Origin of the sequence: Clostridium folliculivorans, from assembly GCF_024341905.1 — a bacterium.
In the GTDB taxonomy this organism is placed as follows: domain Bacteria; phylum Bacillota; class Clostridia; order Clostridiales; family Clostridiaceae; genus Clostridium_AR; species Clostridium_AR folliculivorans.
Genome location: NZ_BQXY01000014.1, coordinates 1 through 18530 on the forward strand (window position 1 = coordinate 1; position 18530 = coordinate 18530).

The window sequence follows — 18530 nt, forward strand, 5'->3', positions numbered from 1 at the left end:
TCCCTGAAGGTCCACCATATTTGGGGGTATAGCTCAGTTGGGAGAGCACCTGCCTTGCACGCAGGGGGTCAAGAGTTCGAATCTCTTTATCTCCACCAAAGTAAACCATGAACTTAATGTTCATGGTTTTTTTGCTGTAAATTAAAAAAATAAAACTTGTTCGTCTGCCAGATCTTCCGCATATTCATCCGGAAAGGCAGATACGTTAAAAAGCTCGCTGAAGCGAGTTTTTTTATTTTTATAAATAATTATATTGTAATGAACTTATAGGTTCTGAATAGAATATTCTAAGACAAATATATATAAATCAATACCTCCGGTTATATGATACTAGGATAACTGTTTTATGAGTACTTACTAAAGATAAGGAGGTAGAATTATGCATTTAATATATCTGTTTGTCATAGCTTTTGTAAATAGTATTGATAATATTGGCATAGGTGTTGCATACAGTGTTGGTAGAATAAAAATTGGATTTTACAAGAATATAATTATATCAGCTATAGCATTCTTTGTGTCCTATATAGCTGCTATTTCTGGCAGTATAATATCAAGTTTTTTAAGCGATAATGTGTGCACTATGTTAAGTGTGATAATACTAGTAGTTATGGGTAGTAAGATGATAATCAAATCTATCATAGAGAAAGATGAAGATGAATATAAAGTTAAAAATATAAAATACAGCGAAGTTATATCAATAGGACTGGTGTTAGCTCTCGATGATGTTGGGAGCTCAGTAAGCTCGGGATTATCAGGTTATTCAGCTTTTGCCATCTCACTGCCATATTTTATTATAAGTATTATGATATTTATGTTGTCTGACTATGGTACAAGGCTTTTTGGAAAACTTAAAATTGGTAAAAAAGCAACCATAATATCAGGTGCAGTAATGATATTAATGGGATTATTAGAATTAGTGGGGTAGACTAGAGAACTATATGAAGTTATATAAGCCTGCTAATACTAATTTAAGGTCATTAAAACAAGCACCTATAGAATACTATAGGTGCTTGTTTGTAAGTAAGTAAATAGTATTTTAATATTAATAGTTTTCAGCTAATACTTCAAAGTACGATTGTGGGTGAGCACACGCAGGACAAACTATAGGTGCATCTTGTCCTGTATAGATATATCCACAATTTATACATTTCCATGAAACTTCAATATCCTTTGAAAAAACTTTATTATTTTCTATATTACTAAGAAGAGTTCTATATCTTTCTTCATGATGCTTTTCTACTTCTGCTATTTTTCTATAAACAGCAGCTATTACTGGAAATCCTTCAGCTTCAGCCTCATCTGCAAAGGTAGGATATAGGTCTGTCCATTCCTCGTTTTCTCCATCAGCGGCAGCTTTAAGATTAACTTTTGTATCTCCATATGCTACGGGATATGTGGCTGTTATTTCTACATTATCAACCCCTAAGCCTTCACTTAAAAACTTAAAGAACCTTTTTGCATGCTCTTTTTCATTTTCAGCAGTTTCTGTAAACAGATTTGATATTTGCACAAATCCTTCCTTTTTTGCAATAGATGCATAATAAGTATATCTGTTTCTAGCTTGGGATTCTCCTGCAAAAGACTTTAATAAGTTTTCTGATGTCTTGGTACCTTTTAAAGATTTCAAATTTATCCCCTCCAATATTTTCATTTAGTATTCTATTCTCTATCTTATTCAGAAATTCCTTCTATAGTTGTATCTTAAAAATAGTTTAAAAGTTTTCCTCAATTTATGACAAAAGATATATATTATTGTAATAATAATGATAAACTTTTTAATGGTAAACATATTAAAATAAATATATAATATTTAAATAAGATAATGTAAAGGATTGTATATTTATGTTTCGAAAAAATTTTAAAGCTATATTAACTAATTTATCAATTTTTATAGGTTGCAACTTATTGATAGGTTTAATATATTTAGTGCCGATGATATATTATGGTCCATTCGATAATCTAAAGGAGATGGTAGTAACATCAGCAATGACAACATATAGGCACCAGTATTTAGCTACTTGGTTTTTGGACAAGGATCAGATAAATGAAATAATGAATAAGAACAAGATAGATACTACAGATAATTCAGATATTAAAGATATATCTGTAGCTGTATCCACATCTGCTGAGGCAAACTCTAGTATTGAGCCAGAAATACCAATAAATAAAACAGAAGGTGTTGAGCTTGTTAATATAGACGAAAATAGATACAAGGGTTATCTATTGATTGTTAAAGATCCTAAAAGAATTGAACTTGGAGTTACTAAGGATCTTACAAGGTTTGGAGTAAAGTTAGATGATATGTCCAAGGAAAATGACGCTATTGGCGGAATAAATGCTGGCGGGTTTGAAGATGAAAATGGACAAGGTAATGGTGGAACTCCAACTGGGATAGTAGTTAAAGACGGTGAAGTTCTTTACAAGACAAAAAATGATAGTTATTCAATCGTAGGGTTTAATAAACAGGGAGTTTTAGTACTTGGTAATTATTCCTTATCTCAAATACAATCATTAGATTTAAAGGCAGCAGTTTCTTTTGAACCATTTTTAATAGTTAATGGGAAAGCTACAATAAAGTCTGGAAATGGTGGATGGGGATTAGCACCAAGAACTGTTATAGGACAAAGAAAAGATGGAACAGTATTAATGCTTGTAACTGAAGGGAGAAAACTAACTATGCCTGGAGCAACATTGAAAGATGTACAGGATATTATGATAAAATACGAAGCATATAATGCTGCAAATTTAGATGGAGGATCGTCATCAACTATTTATTGGGATAATAAGGTGTTAAATGATCCATCAAGTATGGATGGAGTTAGGTTTATACCCACTGCGTTTTTAATAAAATAAGAAAGAGGTAAATAAGTTAATGAAGAAAAGGTTTATTATAATTGCAATATATCTGCTTGTGGCAATAGTTTTACAGACATCAGTTTTAGCGTTGATTAATTATAAATACCTAGCAGGCTTCAGTGTACCTGATAAAGTAGTAAGTTCTAAGCAAATTGAAGCACCAAAGCCAGTTGAAAAGAAAAATTTAATAGAAGCTGGTGCAATTGATATTAAAGCATCTGAAAGTAATAAGTATGTATCATACATAAAAGATAATCAATTAAAGTATTTAATTTTAGATAAATATGATCTCTCAGTTGCTTCAGATGTAAAGCCATATCTATATATTTGGTTGTATGATGATAAAATATTATATATAAATAATATAAAAAGTGATACTAATAACTATGAGTTTTATATATATGATATAGACAAAAAGGAAAAGAATTTGGTAGCAACTCTGAAACTTCAAGATGAAAATGCACAGCTTGAAAAAGTGGTTAGCTCAAGTTTGAAGAATTTACTTTTTGTAAAAGTTAAGAGCTATGGAAAAGAGAAGATTATGAAACTAAATACTCATCAAGGGGTATTTGAAGATGTAAATACACAATCTAGGGATGTTGAAGACCTATCGGTTATACCTCATGAAGATAAAATTATATATAATACAAAAAGTTTAAATAAGTTTTATATAAGCTACATTGGTAGAACTATAGCATTAAAAGAAAATGGACAACAAGTATTATTAGGTGTAGATAATTCAGATAGAGTATTCATAGGAATAAGTAAGAATGATGCTATAACTTCTATATATTATGGGCTCATAAATGAGGGAATAGATTCATGGACAAAAGTTCAAGTTAAGAATAGTATAAAAAAAGACGATATTTTAATATCAAAGGATGGAAAAATCTTTGAGTTAAACGCAGAAACTCAGATTATAAAATCCATTGTAGGGGATAAGGAACTTACGTATAAGGGAACTTATCTAAATATGAAAGATAATAATATACTTTCTATAAAAGATAATGAGGTTATAGTTAACAAATCTGAATCTATAGTGAAAAATTAAAGGATTCTAATAGCTCGCTCATATAGCATCTCCTTTATAACCAATTAATTTGAACAATATTATTAAGCTTAGCCAAAATTTAAATTATATATTTAGCGAATAATAAGAGAAATTGGTAACTTCTAAAATTAGTTATTAATTTCTCTTATTTTTTGTATAGATAAGCATAAAATTTTTATGCTAGATAGAGTTAATAACTTTAATTAGGTAGGATAACCTTTTAGTGAATACAGTAAAAAATAAAACTTATTCATCTGTAAGTTTCCTAATATACATTTGGAAAGGCAGATGGGTAAAAAAGAGTCGCTGAAGAAAATTGCTTCAGAGACTTTTTTATCTGACTAAGAATCATTAAACTTGTACATATTTATATAGGAGGAGCCATTAATTGTTTTTTTATTTTCAACTCAATCAGTTCAATCCTAAATGAATTTTTAAAAACCTCATAACTTCTAGAGATTTTCAGGTATGTATAATTTAATAGGTGGGTTAGGAACTCTATATATGTATCTGATGAAAAAATATAAAAAAATTAGAATGAAAAAGTTATCATAAAAAATTGCTATTGACTGGTAGAAAAATCAGGAGTAAAATATATTTTGCATAGAAAATGTTTCGATACGAAATATTCTTTGACGAAATATTTGTGTGCGAAATACAAATAGAAGGTGATAAACTTAATGGACGAAGTAAATAGAGGTGTTGAGTTAGTTAGAAAACTTAAAAATATAGGAAAGTTAATTAAAAGAAGTATGGGTAATCATTTTGAGCAAATGGGATTGACTCAGTCACAAGGAATGCTTATAGGAATATTATGTCATCAAGGTGATATGAAAATAAGTGATTTGAGTGAAAAACTAGGACTTTCAAATAGTACAGTATCAGGAATAATTGATAGACTTGAAAAACAAGGCTTAGTTGAAAGAAAAAGAAGTAAAGAGGACAAGAGGATAGTGTTTGTTAGTGTGACTGAAGAGTTTTTGAAAAATTTTAAAGAAAACTTTTCACAGGTTGAAAAAAAATTAGAACGTATAGCAAGCGAAGCTACAACAGAAGAATTAGATACAGTACTTAAGGGGCTAGAGGCTCTGGAGAATATAATGAGAAGGAATTCTTAAAATAGTGTTACGAAATAACTTTTGTTGTATGGATTTTTTACTGTAAAAGAAAGTATAAAATCTTCAAGATAACTGAACCTAGTAATTTAAATATAATATATGCACCAAATTATGGAGAAGGAGTGAATGCATTAATGGTTAAATTAGCTAAATATATAAAACCATTTATTTTGCCAATAATAGTTGCAATAGCATTATTGTTTGTACAGGCAATGACTGATCTGGCATTACCGGATTATATGTCAAATATAGTAAATAAGGGTATTCAACAAAATGGTATTGAAAGTGCGGTACCAAGTGCTGTAAGACAAAGCCAAATGAATAAATTGGTATTGTTTATGAGTGAAGATAATAAAAAAGAGGTTATGGATAACTATACTTTAGTAGATAAATCTAGCACAGACTATGATAAGTATGTTAAAGATTATCCTCAATTACAAAAAGAGCCAATATATGTATTAAAAGATATTAGTAACTCAGAAATTAATACTTTGAATCCTATACTAGGTAAAGCTTTTTTAGCTGTATCTGGAGTAGATAAGATGAAGAGTGAAGCAAAGGATGGAAAGATATCCTTTGGAGGAAAGGAAATACCTGCAAATACTGATCTTTTTGCATTGTTAGGTAAGTTACCAGCGGATCAAAGAGCAAAGTTAAGTGAAGATACAAATAAAAAGTTTGAGGAATTAGGAGACAGCATGGTTGTTCAAGCTGCTGTAGTTCCAATAAAAGATGAATATAAAGCTTTAGGGGTAAACACTGATAAGATCCAAAGCGGCTATATAAAGAAAACCGGAGTAACAATGCTTGGAATATCGTTATTAGGTGCATTGTGTACTGTAATGGTTGGGTTCTTAGGAGCTAGAGTAGCTGCAGGAGTTTCAAGAAACTTACGTGGAGATGTATTTACTAAGGTTGAAAGCTTTTCTAATACAGAATTTGATAAGTTCTCAACAGCATCCCTTATAACAAGAACAACAAACGATATAACACAAATACAAACAGTTTTAGTTATGATGATTAGAATGGTGTTCTATGCACCAATAATGGGTGTAGGCGGAGTGCTTAGAGCACTGCAAAAGAGTAGTTCAATGTCTTGGATTATAGCAGTAGCAGTTATAGCTTTATTAGGTTTAATAATGGTTGTATTTGCAGTAGCTTTACCTAAATTTAAAGCAATTCAGAAACTTATAGATAGATTGAATCTTGTTACTAGAGAAAATCTTTCAGGAATGATGGTAATAAGAGCATTTAGTACTCAAAGATTTGAAGAACAAAGATTTGATAGGGCTAATAAGGATTTAACTAACACTAATCTTTTTGTAAATAGAGTTATGGTATCTATGATGCCTGTAATGATGCTTATAATGAATGGTATCACTCTTCTTATTGTATGGGTTGGAGCTCACCAAATAGCTGATTCATCAATGCAGGTTGGTGATATGATGGCATTTATGCAATATGCTATGCAAATAATATTCTCATTCTTAATGTTATCAATGATGTTTATAATGATTCCAAGAGCATCTGTTGCTGCTGATCGTGTTGCGGAAGTTTTAGCAATAAAGCCGGCAATTGTTGATAAAAAGGAACCTAAACATTTAGCTAAGGAAATAGATGGTACTGTAGAGTTTAAGAATGTATCCTTTAGATATCCTGGTGCTGAAGAAGATGTAGTTAAAAACATAAACTTCAAAGCTTTACCTGGTCAAACTACAGCAATAATAGGGTCTACTGGAGCGGGAAAAACTACTCTTATAAACTTAGTTCCTCGTTTCTACGATGTTACAGAAGGACAAATATTAATTGACGGTATAGACATAAGAGAAGTGCCTCAAGGTGAGCTTCGTGACAAAATAGGTTATGTGCCTCAAAAAGGAGCATTGTTTAGCGGTACTATAGAATCAAATTTAAAATACGCTGATGAAAATTCTTCAGAAGAAAACATTAAGAGAGCAGCTGAAATAGCCCAAGCAATGGAATTCATAAATGAAAAGCCAGAAGGTTTTGGAACTGAAATATCTCAAGGTGGTACAAATGTATCTGGTGGACAGAAACAAAGATTGTCAATAGCAAGGGCTCTTGTAAAAAGACCAGAAATATATATATTTGATGATAGTTTCTCGGCTCTTGATTTTAAGACAGATGCGGCACTTAGAAGAGCACTTAAGAAACAAACTGGTTCAAGCACAGTACTTCTAGTTGCACAACGTATATCAACTATCATGAATGCTGAACAAATTATAGTGCTTGATGAAGGTAAGGTTGTAGGTATTGGTACACATAAAGAACTTATGGCAAATTGTCCGACCTACCAAGAAATAGCTTCATCACAGCTTTCAAAGGAGGAATTAGCATGAGTGAACACAACAAAAAAACAGGCGGACACAGAAGAGGGCCAGGAGGACACGGACCTGGCGGTCCTATGATGCAGGGTGGCGAAAAAGCTCGTGATTTCAAGGGAACCATGGCAAAGCTTATCAAATATTTAAGCGAATTTAAATTATCAATATTGGTTGTTATTATATTTGCTGTAGCTAGTACTATTTTTACTATAGTTGGACCAAAGATACTAGGAAAAGCAACAACAAAATTATTTGAAGGAATTACTAGTAAAATTAGCGGTAGTGGCAATGGTATAGATTTTAGTTATATAGGTAATATAATTGGATTACTTTTAGTTTTGTATATTGTAAGTGCTTTGTTTAGTTATATACAAGGGTGGATAATGTCTGGTGTTACTATGAAGGTAACATATAGACTAAGAAAGGATATATCTGAAAAGATTAACCGTATCCCTCTAAAGTACTTTGATGGAACAAATCATGGGGAAGTTTTATCTCGTGTTACTAATGACGTTGATACAATAAGTCAGACCTTAAATCAGAGCTTAACTCAGATAATCACATCTGTAACTAGTGTAATTGGCGTTCTTGCTATGATGTTTAGTATAAACTGGGTGATGACTGTTGTAGCATTATGTGTAATTCCAGTATCGATGATATTTATAATGATAATTGTTAAGAATTCTCAAAGATATTTTAAAGAACAACAAGACTATTTAGGTCATGTTAATGGACATATAGAAGAAATGTATGGTGGACATTTGGTAATGAAGGCTTTTAATGGAGAAGGAAAAAGTGTTGCTAAGTTTCAGGATTTAAATAATACACTTTACAAATCTGCTTGGAAGTCACAGTTTTTATCTGGTCTTATGATGCCTATTATGGGGTTCGTAGGAAACTTAGGATATGTTGCAATATCTATATTAGGTGGATATCTTGCTGCTAAAAAGGCAATAACTGTTGGAGATATTCAAGCTTTTATTCAATACGTACGTTCATTTACACAACCAATAACTCAGCTTGCTAATATATCAAATATACTTCAACAAACTGCTGCTTCATCAGAACGTGTATTTGAGTTCTTAGAAGTAGAAGAAGAGATTTCGGAAGTTTCAGACCCAGTTAAGCTTGAAAAGGTTGATGGAAGAGTTGACTTTAATCATGTTCACTTTGGATATGATCCAAATAAGACTATAATTAATGATTTCTCTGCTTCAGTAAAGTCAGGTCAAAAGGTAGCTATAGTTGGACCAACTGGTGCTGGTAAGACAACAATGATTAAGCTTCTAATGAGATTCTATGATGTAAATGAAGGCGCTATCATGATTGATGGTAACGACATACGAAACTTTACACGTGCAGATCTAAGAGGTATGTTTGGTATGGTATTACAAGATACTTGGCTATATAATACTTCTATAATGGAGAATATAAGATATGGTAGACTTGATGCTACTGACCAAGAAGTTATAGCTGCTGCGAAGGCTGCTCACGTAGATAGCTTTGTTCATACTCTACCAGATGGATATAACATGGTCCTTAATGAAGAGGCTTCAAATATATCTCAAGGTCAAAAACAGCTTATAACAATTGCTAGAGCGATACTTGCAGATCCTAGTATATTAATACTAGATGAAGCTACAAGCTCGGTAGATACTCGTACAGAAGTACAAATACAAAAGGCTATGAACAATCTTATGAAGAACAGAACAAGCTTTATAATAGCTCACCGTTTATCAACTATACGTGATGCAGATCTAATACTTGTTATGAATCATGGAGATATTGTTGAGCAAGGTAGTCATGAACAACTTCTTGCAGAAGGTGGATTCTATGCTAACCTTTATAACAGCCAATTTGAAAGTACTCAAGTTAGCTAATAGTATATAAATTAGAAGTAAGTGCTATTGATAATTGTTTATTATCAGTAGCATTTTTTTTCTCTATAAACACCTATGAAAGACAGAAATAAAATAAAGTATAATGGAGAAATTTTTTCTTTCGTAGGAAATATAAGATTTTAGTGATAGATAGATCTAGTAACTTCAAGTGCTTAGAGTGACTTCTTAGGATATATTGTAAAAGGTAAAGCTTACTCACTATAATGGTCATAAAAGCTACTATATTTTTTTAGGTGAGATGATATATGTAAATAATATAAGTAGTGAATTATTGACTAAACAATAAATTTGATAAATAATTATAATGGATAATTAAGGGTGATAATGTTGTAGGGGGACTTAAGTATGGATATAAATATAAGACAAGCTTCTATTGACGATTGTGATGAATTATATAATATAAGACAAATGCCAAAGGTTATGGAGAATATATTATCTTATAAAAATGAACCTAAGGATGGCATAAGAAATAGATTTCTAAACAAGGGAAACGATCTTTGGATTGTATCAGAAGCTGAAAATAGAGTAGTAGGACTAATTATTTTATCTATGCATAATAATCCAAGAAAAAGGCATGTTGGATATATAACTATTATGGTAAATAGTGATTATCATGGAATGGGAATAGGATCTAAGCTCATGTCCACTATTACTGATATAGCTGATAATAATCTTAAATTAAAAAGATTGGAGCTATCTGTTTTTATAGAAAATGAAAGAGCAATAAGATTATATAAGAAATTTGGATTTGATATAGAGGGTATAGCTAAGATGTCAGCACTAAGAAATGGTGTTTATAGTGATGAATATCATATGGCAAGAATGTTAATGGGTTAGCTTTAAGTAATTCTAAAGATTAATTAGAAGTTTTACAATAGTATATTAACTTTTACAAGTTTATTTAGGCCTAGCTATCGATAAAAGATAGTAAGGCTTTTGTTTTATTTAAAGGCTATGTTTAAGAATATTGTTAAAATTGATTAACCAATCAATTTCAACACGGTGCTTTAACAGCGCCTATTTAAAATACAAAAGGTAAATATAATAAAAGTAAAATTCTTTAACATTAATTTATATTAATCTTTATAGAAACTAAAAATTATTTATAAATTTATGTAATTTAGTTTAAAAAGCTACGTTTTATTAAGTGAAGATCTTCAAAATTAGTTTACGGAGGATGCTATGAACTTTGAAACTGCAGATTATATAGCTGAAATTAAGCAAAAGAACGAAAAAGCCATGGAATTTGTTATAAGTAAGTATAGCAAGTTATTATATAAAGTGGTTTATACTGTCTTAGGACAATTCAAAGATGAAGGATGTATAGAGGAATGCTTAAGTGATATATTTTTATCCATATGGAACAACTGTGATAAGTTCATGGGGGATAAGGATAAGTTTAAAAGTTGGATTTGTGCTATTGCAAAATACAAGGCTATTGATTATAGCAGAAAGAGACTAAGAACTGTTCAGACAGGTAATATAGAAGAAAACTTTATAGCCAGCAATGAAAGTGTGGAAGAAGAATATCTAATGAAAGAGTATAAGGATAAACTTCTTGAACTTATAGAAAAAATGGAGGAGCCATATAGAAGTATATTTATAAAGAAGTATTTTCTAGGTGATTCCTCAGAAGAAATATCAAAAGATCTAGGACTAACAAGATCCAATATAAACACTCATCTTAGTAGAGGCAGGAAGGTTTTAAAGGAAAAGCTAAAACTTGCATTAGGGGAGATGTTATAAATGAAGGATATATATGAAGCATTTAATGAAATAGATTTGGATTCGGAACAATATAATTTAATGGATATAAAAGTTCCAAAAGACTTGGATAAAACACTTATTAAGAATTTTAGAAAAGATAAATGCAATAAAAGTAGATTTAACTTTAACATAAAAAATACTAGTAAGGTAGCTGTAATAGCATTAGTGATTATTAGTGGTATAACAGTGTCAAGTATAGCAAGGGCTAAGGATATAAATCTCATAGGACCTTTTATGGAGTATTTAAATGCTAGATCTACAATAGCTAATTCTGAGTATGTAAAGTATGAAAATGATGTTGATTTAGAGGCTAAAGATAAAAATATAATTGTAAGACTAAACTCAGTAGTTTATGATGGAAGCTATATTTATTTTTCATATAAAGTGAAGGATGGAAACAACAATAATATAGTAGGTAACGAAAGTGACGTTCATATAAGCCAATTAAAAATAAATAATAATAACATTGATCTTGATGAAAAACTTCTTAAAGTTCAAGGGATAGAGAAGAAATACGCAGCGTATGATACGGAAATTAGTTATGGAGATCCAAAGGTAGATAGTCAGATTATTATAACAAGAGTTGATATTAAGTCATGTAAAGTTGATGATAAGGCAAATATAAGTTTTTCTTTAAATAAGGTTAAAGATGTAAGTGGTAATTGGGATTTTAAGTTTCAAGTATCTAAAAATCAGTTAGTAGATAAAACTAAGAGATATGAAAGCTTAGGTCAACTAAATGTCAATGACAAAGTAAAGTTTGATTTAGATGCTATAACCTTCTCACCACTAGGAACAACTATAGAAAATACAATAGTTGCAGATAAATCAAGCTTTCAAAAGTTTATTGATGGAAAGTATACAAACCTTGGATTTAGTTATGTCTTAGTTAATGACAAAGGTGAGGAGATTTTTAGTTTAGGAGAAAAGAATATAAGCGAACAAGATAAAGAGAATTTAATATTAAAAAGATATAGCAGATTTACTGCATTTAAGGAAGTTCCTAAATCCCTAACAATAATTCCTAGAGTACAAAAGAGTGAAGATATAAATTGGAACTTTGATGCCTACAAATATGTTAAGTTAAGCGATATAAAACAGGGTCAATATATAGCACAAGGTAAGGATTGTGGGATAGTTATAAACTCAATAGTTAAGAAAGATGACAATACTGTAGTTAATATAAGTTTTAAAGGCTTGGATATAATTAAAAGAAGCAATATATTTGTAACTAGGGATGTGGATAGATATAAAAAGTATTTTGCTATGGAAGAAGGAAAGTTAAAAGACAAAGAATACCTTGACATTGTAGTAGATTCAAAAGAACATTATTATGGGGGAATTGAAAGAACATATTCTAAAGAAGGCAATGAATATACCTTTAGTAATATTAGTGATGGAGACTACCTATTGATACCTCAATATGACGATAAATTTAAACTTGATATGAAAAATGCAAAAACAATTGATTTTACTAAATAATATCTTTGTATAGGGTGCCTAGAAATAAGCTGAGTTTTAGTGAAAGTTAAGGTAAAGGTTCAAAATTATATAGTGACAGAGTTTTGGTAAGCAGTTAATTTTAACAGAATAAAAATCAGGCCAATAAGCTAAAGATACCATGAATAAATGACATAATAAATTGAGAGAATGTAGGTATTTCCTTGGAAATAAACAGATTTGCACAGGTTTTGTCAGATTAGGTGTTTATAAATAAATATATTAATGTCAAAAGATTGCTTAGAGAAATTAAATTCAAGGAAGGCTACTCATTATGAACTAAGGTTCCAATGAGTAGCCTTAATATTTATGCTACAATAATTTTTAGAATTTTACAGACGGTACTTTTTCAGCACCTTCAGCTGCTTTGAAGTATTGTTTATCCTGATACTTTCCGCCAAAAAACATATTCACAAAGAATTTTCTCTTATAGCTGTTAAAGTCTTTAACAGAGTCATTATAATCTTTTCTAGCCACAGCTATTCTATTCTCAGTGCCAGCTAATTCATCTTGAAGCTTTAGATAGTTTTCATTAGCTTTAAGGTTTGGATAGTTTTCAACTATTACATTAAGGCCTCTTAGAGCTGTAGTTATTTGTGCATCAGCATTTGCTTTATCTTGTACTGTAGTTGAATTAGCAAGTTTGCTTCTTGCATCAGCTAAATCTTTAAAGACTTGTTCTTCATGTTTGGTATAACCTTTAACTGTTTCTACAAGATTAGGAATTAAATCATTTCTTCTTTGCAACTGATTATCTATTTGACTGAATTTAGAATTAACATTCTCATCCTTTGAAACTAGGTTATTATAAGCACTTACATAAATACCTACACCTATTAATGCGATAAGGATTATCGCGCCTATGACAATTAAAAAACTTTTTTTATTCATACAACTTAAACCTCCAAGTATTAATATTTATTACCAGCCGCCAGATGAGCCTCCTCCGCCAGAGTCTCCACCACCAAAGCTATCAGAGCCACCAGAACCTCCGCCGAAACCTCCAGAACCACCGTCTCCGAAACCTCCACCATAGTAGAAACCACCGCCTCCACCACGACGTCCTCTACCTCTAGAAGAAAAAACAATAATTAAGAATATTATCATAACAATTGTCTTAACAATAGGGATAGCTTTATTATAAAATGATTTATTATCGATGTTATCTGAGTTGTCAGAAATCTTATCAGGAACATCATTTGTGTAATTTGTTACATCAACATTATATTCTTGTCCAATATCTCCTATTATTCTTTTATAGGTAGTAATGATGCCTTTATCATATTGATTTTCTTTAAAGTATCCAGACATTTCTCTTAAATATGAACCTACTTTTCCATCAGGTAATATACCTTCTAACCCATAACCTACCTCTATTCTAAACTTCCTATCGTTTTTTGAGATTAGAATCAGAACACCGTTATTTTTTTCTTTATTTCCAATGCCCCATTTTCTAAATAGATTATTTGCATAGTCTTCTATGGAAGAGCCATTTAATGAATCTATAGTTACGACTGCAACCTCTGCTGTAGTCTTATTTCTTATATCATTTGAGGTTGAAAGTACATAGTTTTTAGTATCATTAGAAAACATCTTTGCATAGTCTTGAAAGAAAATATCTGATGTTGGTTTATTAGGTAAGTCATTAGAGGAAGCGCCTGATAATATTGATGATAATAGCAATATTAAGGGCAAAATAAATTTATAATATTTTTTCATAAAGATCTCCTCTTTTATTAAATTATATACCTATATGCAATTATTATACTAGAAATACATAAGTTGTACATAATTGGATAAGCATTTATTAAATTAAAATATATAAGCTTTAATAGTGAAGTCACATTTATAGTTTATGTATAAATGATAAAAGTTATAAAGAAAATATAAAAAAACTCTTTAGTTTATTTAAAAGTTATTAGCAAATAATAGTTGACAATAGATAACGATTATTGATATCATAGGAACATAAAATACTTTGATTATCAAAATATTATTTGCAATAAGTAGCTACATTACTAGGGTTAAGCTCATTTTAAGTATAATTTATGCTTAATAATTAAAACTATTTTAAATGTATAAGCCAGAAGCCATTGTGACTTAAAGCTTTATAGATTTGTAAGTGTTTGAGTTTTTGAGGTAAGACTATTAGGATATGCTGCTTATAAATAATTTCAGAAAGGATGTTATAAGATGAAAGAGTTTCATGATATAGCTTGGTATGTAAAGAGGTTAGCTAAAGAGATGCCGGAAGATATAAGAAAGCCTGTTCCGCAGAGGTTGTTAGGAGGGCTAGCATATATTGTCGTTATAATAGGTTGTATGATTGCTATGAAGCAAATAAATATGAATATAATAGCTAGTTTGCTTTTATCAATTGTCTTAGGCTTTAGCTTTTCTGCTATGGGATTCTTGGGGCATGAAATACTACATGGGACTGTAGTGAGAAAACCGTGGTTAAGAAATTTGCTTGGAGGATTAGCATTTGCTCCATTAAGTGTAAGTCCAAGGCTTTGGATAAAGTGGCATAATATAACTCATCATGCGCATACTCAAGATGTAGAGAAGGATCCAGATGCATGGATTAGTTTAGAGCAATTGCTAAAGAGCCCTAAGATTGTTAGATGGGTGTATAGATTACCTCTTAATTTTAGAGCGTTTGTAAGTTTTTTATCTCTAACATTTACTTTTTCAATGCATACAATGAGAATGTTCTTTACTTATATCAGTGAGTTCAAATCAAAGAAGTTAGGGGTATGGCTGCAAATGTTAGCTCCTTGGGCGGTTTGGATAGGATTGTTAACTTATGTTGGCTTTGATAAATGGATGTTTATGTATTTAATTCCTTTGTTAATAGGAAACTTTATTGTAATGGCGTATATATCTACTAATCATAGATTAAATCCATTGGTACCAGTGAACGATCCACTAGCAAATAGTCTTTCTGTGACAGTGCCCAAATGGATTGATGTGCTTCATTTTAATTTTTCTTATCATGTAGAACATCATATGTTTCCAGGTATAAATCCTAAATATTATCCTATAGTAAAGGAAAAGATATTAGAATTTTGGCCGGAGAAATATCTCCAAATGTCACTAGTGAAGGCGCTTGCAACTCTTTGGAAGACTCCGAGAATATATTACAATGAAACAGAATTCTTAGATCCTAGGAACAAAAATTCTTATAAGTCGTTAGGGAATGGGTTAGATATCAAGAATGTAACTTATAGAAAAGCTAAGTTGAATATAAACTAAGATATCTTTTGCTGATTATATAAGCTTTCAACTTAAATTATTAAGTTATACGTGCCATATAATCAGCACAAACCGTGACTATACAACAAATTAATTTAAGTTTTCGTAGCATGACTATAAGTATACAATTAGGAATGTTTTATAGCTTTTATTAGTTATATATTTCATTTATTTTAGTTTTTTATATCCACTAAGCGCTAATAGAAGTTGCGATGGAAGATAAAAAAACCATATTAAGAAATAGATGGTCATACTTAATGAATCTATATTGTAGTATTCAGTTATTAAGGGGTACAGTCCAACATTGATATCGCACATGAAAAACAAAGCTATTCCAATGGCTATCGTTGAAGAGCTATGTTTGTAATAAAGCTTACTTCTAAATGTTGAGAATGCAAGTATTAAGCTGTTTATGAGTAGAGTTCCGTAGAGTAAAGCTAAATAGTATAAATTAGTATCAATATTTTTAGGCTTTATAAAAAATCCTAGCAGAAGAATTGAAAAAGATAATAAAAGTAATGTTTTTGTATATATATGATTTAAGGAAATCGCTCTAGCATGCCTTAATATATAAGTGATTTGTACAAATATAAAGACAAAAATTCCAAGCTCTGGTGATTCTATTATTATAAAGAAAAAATCTGCAATGGTAGTAAGAAATAAAGCTGTTTGAAGTAGTCTTTTATCCATAATATCATAGCAATTATCTTCAATAAGCATACTTAAAAAGAAACATAGTAGGATATAGCAATATCTAATTATTGGAGGAAGGGAACTATCAACACTTCCTGTAAGCATATATGATATTAAGAAGTATATGTATATAAGTAAATTTATAAATATAATCAATTTAAAATATAAGTTTCTCAATTTAAAAGACCTCTATCTATAATATATTAGTTTAATAGAAAGTACTCTATTCAACTTATATATAGTATGCGAGAAATGAAAACTTATTATTTTGTTCCTTAGAAAATTATAATAAAGCAAAACTCAGTACAGCTAAGTTTTAGTATAAGAAAAGAATATTTATTGCAAATTTAAAGATGCACCACTTTAAGTCGAGAACTATATTCAAACTCTCTTGAACTTGAAAGAAAAGTTTAAATATATGAAATTTATCATAAAGTGGCGTATCAATATATAATGGCTAGATACTTGCTACTGAGGATTTATTAAAAATAGAAAAGAAGTTATCTGTATCTATAATATAGTTAAGTTTTCTAAGTATTTATCATATAACGATTTTATGACGGCTTCTATTATACCAAGTCCTTTATCTATATCACTCTTGCTAACACTTGCAATGCTGATCCTAATCCCTTTTCTATAGGACGATTCATCAAAATAAAAGAATCTTCCGGATCTTACCAATACTGAATTCTCTTTTAGTTTTTCAATTAGAGTATCTTCGTTTATCCAATCTGGTAGCAATAAGTAAGAATAGAAGCAAAAGTTGTTTCCAGTAGGTTCAATTCCATAGTTTTTTAAAGTTCTAAAATGTTTTCTCAGAGCTATGTGTTTTTCATATAATTCCTTTGATATTGAATCAGTATGTTTCTTTAATATATTACTTCTTATATATATTTCTAAAGTAGCTTGTGATATTAATGAAGCTGAGAAATAAGAAGAATAATAGGAAAATTGGATATGTTCCTCGAAAGTACTTAATAAGGTAGAAGGAACTACAATTAACCCTATTCTTGTCCATGGCATTATTTTTGAAAAACTTTTTAAATATATACTGTGCTTATGATCAGTGTAACAATATATTGGATCATATTTTGTATCTATTGAGATGTCTCCAAAATAGTCATCTTCAACTATATATACATCATACTTAACCGCTAATGCTGCGATTGCTTTTCGCTGCTTTTTACTAAGAGAAGTTCCTAAAGGACTATGATTTCGAGGTATTGTATAGAAAAACTTTATATCTTCATCTTTGAAAAGTCTTTCAAGTTCTTTTATATCTAGGCCGTTTTCATTTCTCTCTATAGTAAGAACATCAACTTTTGAATACTTTAAAAAATCAATATAGTGCCTATAAGTAGGTTGCTCTATAAGAACCTTAGTCTTTTTATTAGGAAAAGGCATAAGGGTGAGTATACTTAGAGTTTGTTGCACACCTAATGTTATAAATATATTTTTTATATCAACAAATATCTGAAAGTCAGACAGGTATTTGCTTAAGAGCTTCCTTAAAGATTCTACGCCAGACATAGTATCGTTTAGAGAGGTATTATTATAAATATCAGCTGCTCTATCAAGGCAATGCTTTAAATCAGGGGTACTCATTGTTCCTATAGTTGGATTACCTGTATCGAAATTTATTATTTTAGAGTTTTCGATGTTATTTTCTAAGTTCTTTTCTACAACGTAATAGCCACTTTGAGGGATAGAGTAGATTACATGATTATATCTTAAAGTATCAAAAGCCTTTACTACAGTATTTTGAGAACAATTATACTTTATAGAAAGCTTTCGAATAGAAGGCATTTTTTCTCCAGATTTATATATGCCTCTATGTATGTCTTCTTCAATATCTGAAACTATTTTTTTATATATACTATTCATATAATTTCACCTCCCGATATATCTGTATCAATACAGTTATTTTATCATTTGTGAAAGGGTTTTGATAGACTAATATTAGTTAAAAAATTTATATGATTAATAAAGAATAAATTAATAGTTGAAGGTATAATCCTATATGTATACTACAAAATAAAAGGTA

15 protein-coding genes and 1 tRNA gene are annotated in these 18530 nt (G+C 30.1%); 11 read left to right on the top strand and 5 right to left on the bottom strand.

Annotation, left to right across the window (positions count from 1 at the left end):
* The first annotated feature begins 22 nt into the window (after positions 1–22).
* A tRNA-Ala gene (locus OCU55_RS22215) sits at positions 23–98 on the top strand.
* A gap of 281 nt (positions 99–379) precedes the next feature.
* Positions 380–925, top strand: coding sequence for a manganese efflux pump MntP (locus OCU55_RS22220; RefSeq protein WP_261854479.1), 546 nt, complete (start codon positions 380–382; stop codon positions 923–925).
* 117 nt (positions 926–1042) lie between these two features.
* Here OCU55_RS22220 and rbr read toward each other — a convergent pair whose 3' ends face one another.
* Positions 1043–1627, bottom strand: a complete 585-nt coding sequence (gene rbr / locus OCU55_RS22225; RefSeq protein WP_261854480.1) for a rubrerythrin — start codon at positions 1625–1627, stop codon at positions 1043–1045.
* A gap of 215 nt (positions 1628–1842) precedes the next feature.
* Here rbr and OCU55_RS22230 point away from each other — a divergent pair, with 215 nt between their 5' ends.
* The 8 genes from OCU55_RS22230 to OCU55_RS22265 all read left to right on the top strand — a co-directional run bounded on the left by OCU55_RS22230 (position 1843) and on the right by OCU55_RS22265 (position 12520).
* Complete coding sequence (locus OCU55_RS22230) at positions 1843–2853, top strand: phosphodiester glycosidase family protein (RefSeq protein WP_261854481.1); 1011 nt, start codon at positions 1843–1845, stop codon at positions 2851–2853.
* 19 nt (positions 2854–2872) lie between these two features.
* The gene (locus OCU55_RS22235) at positions 2873–3907 is read left to right on the top strand and encodes a hypothetical protein (protein ID WP_261854482.1); all 1035 of its coding nucleotides are present in this window, start codon (positions 2873–2875) and stop codon (positions 3905–3907) included.
* A 680-nt stretch (positions 3908–4587) separates the two neighbouring features.
* Positions 4588–5025: a MarR family winged helix-turn-helix transcriptional regulator gene (locus tag OCU55_RS22240; protein WP_261854483.1), complete on the top strand. Its 438-nt coding sequence runs from the start codon at positions 4588–4590 to the stop codon at positions 5023–5025.
* 134 nt (positions 5026–5159) lie between these two features.
* Positions 5160–7385: an ABC transporter ATP-binding protein gene (locus OCU55_RS22245; RefSeq protein ID WP_261854484.1), complete on the top strand. Its 2226-nt coding sequence runs from the start codon at positions 5160–5162 to the stop codon at positions 7383–7385.
* Positions 7382–9250 (top strand): ABC transporter ATP-binding protein, encoded by a 1869-nt coding sequence (locus tag OCU55_RS22250; RefSeq protein WP_261854485.1) that lies wholly within the window; start codon positions 7382–7384, stop codon positions 9248–9250. Before OCU55_RS22245 ends, OCU55_RS22250 begins: the two co-directional genes overlap by 4 nt.
* 366 nt (positions 9251–9616) lie before the next feature.
* Positions 9617–10108 carry a GNAT family N-acetyltransferase gene (locus OCU55_RS22255; RefSeq protein WP_261854486.1) on the top strand — a complete coding sequence of 164 codons (492 nt, stop codon included), beginning with the start codon at positions 9617–9619 and terminating at the stop codon, positions 10106–10108.
* Positions 10109–10453: 345 nt separating this feature from the next.
* The gene (locus OCU55_RS22260) at positions 10454–11017 is read left to right on the top strand and encodes a sigma-70 family RNA polymerase sigma factor (RefSeq protein WP_261854487.1); all 564 of its coding nucleotides are present in this window, start codon (positions 10454–10456) and stop codon (positions 11015–11017) included.
* Positions 11018–12520: a DUF4179 domain-containing protein gene (locus OCU55_RS22265; RefSeq protein WP_261854488.1), complete on the top strand. Its 1503-nt coding sequence runs from the start codon at positions 11018–11020 to the stop codon at positions 12518–12520.
* 342 nt (positions 12521–12862) lie between these two features.
* Here OCU55_RS22265 and OCU55_RS22270 read toward each other — a convergent pair whose 3' ends face one another.
* Together OCU55_RS22270 and OCU55_RS22275 are read right to left on the bottom strand one after the other, a co-directional pair.
* Positions 12863–13429, bottom strand: coding sequence for a LemA family protein (locus tag OCU55_RS22270; protein ID WP_261854489.1), 567 nt, complete (start codon positions 13427–13429; stop codon positions 12863–12865).
* A gap of 30 nt (positions 13430–13459) precedes the next feature.
* Complete coding sequence (locus OCU55_RS22275; RefSeq protein WP_261854490.1) at positions 13460–14257, bottom strand: TPM domain-containing protein; 798 nt, start codon at positions 14255–14257, stop codon at positions 13460–13462.
* Positions 14258–14731: 474 nt separating this feature from the next.
* Between OCU55_RS22275 and desB the strand changes: the two genes are divergently transcribed.
* Positions 14732–15793: a Delta(10) desaturase DesB gene (gene desB / locus OCU55_RS22280; RefSeq protein WP_261854491.1), complete on the top strand. Its 1062-nt coding sequence runs from the start codon at positions 14732–14734 to the stop codon at positions 15791–15793.
* A gap of 168 nt (positions 15794–15961) precedes the next feature.
* Here the strand turns inward: desB and OCU55_RS22285 are convergent, their stop codons facing one another.
* Positions 15962–16663, bottom strand: a complete 702-nt coding sequence (locus OCU55_RS22285; RefSeq protein WP_261854492.1) for a hypothetical protein — start codon at positions 16661–16663, stop codon at positions 15962–15964.
* A gap of 333 nt (positions 16664–16996) precedes the next feature.
* Complete coding sequence (locus OCU55_RS22290) at positions 16997–18370, bottom strand: aminotransferase-like domain-containing protein (protein WP_261854493.1); 1374 nt, start codon at positions 18368–18370, stop codon at positions 16997–16999.
* Positions 18371–18530 lie beyond the last annotated feature (160 nt).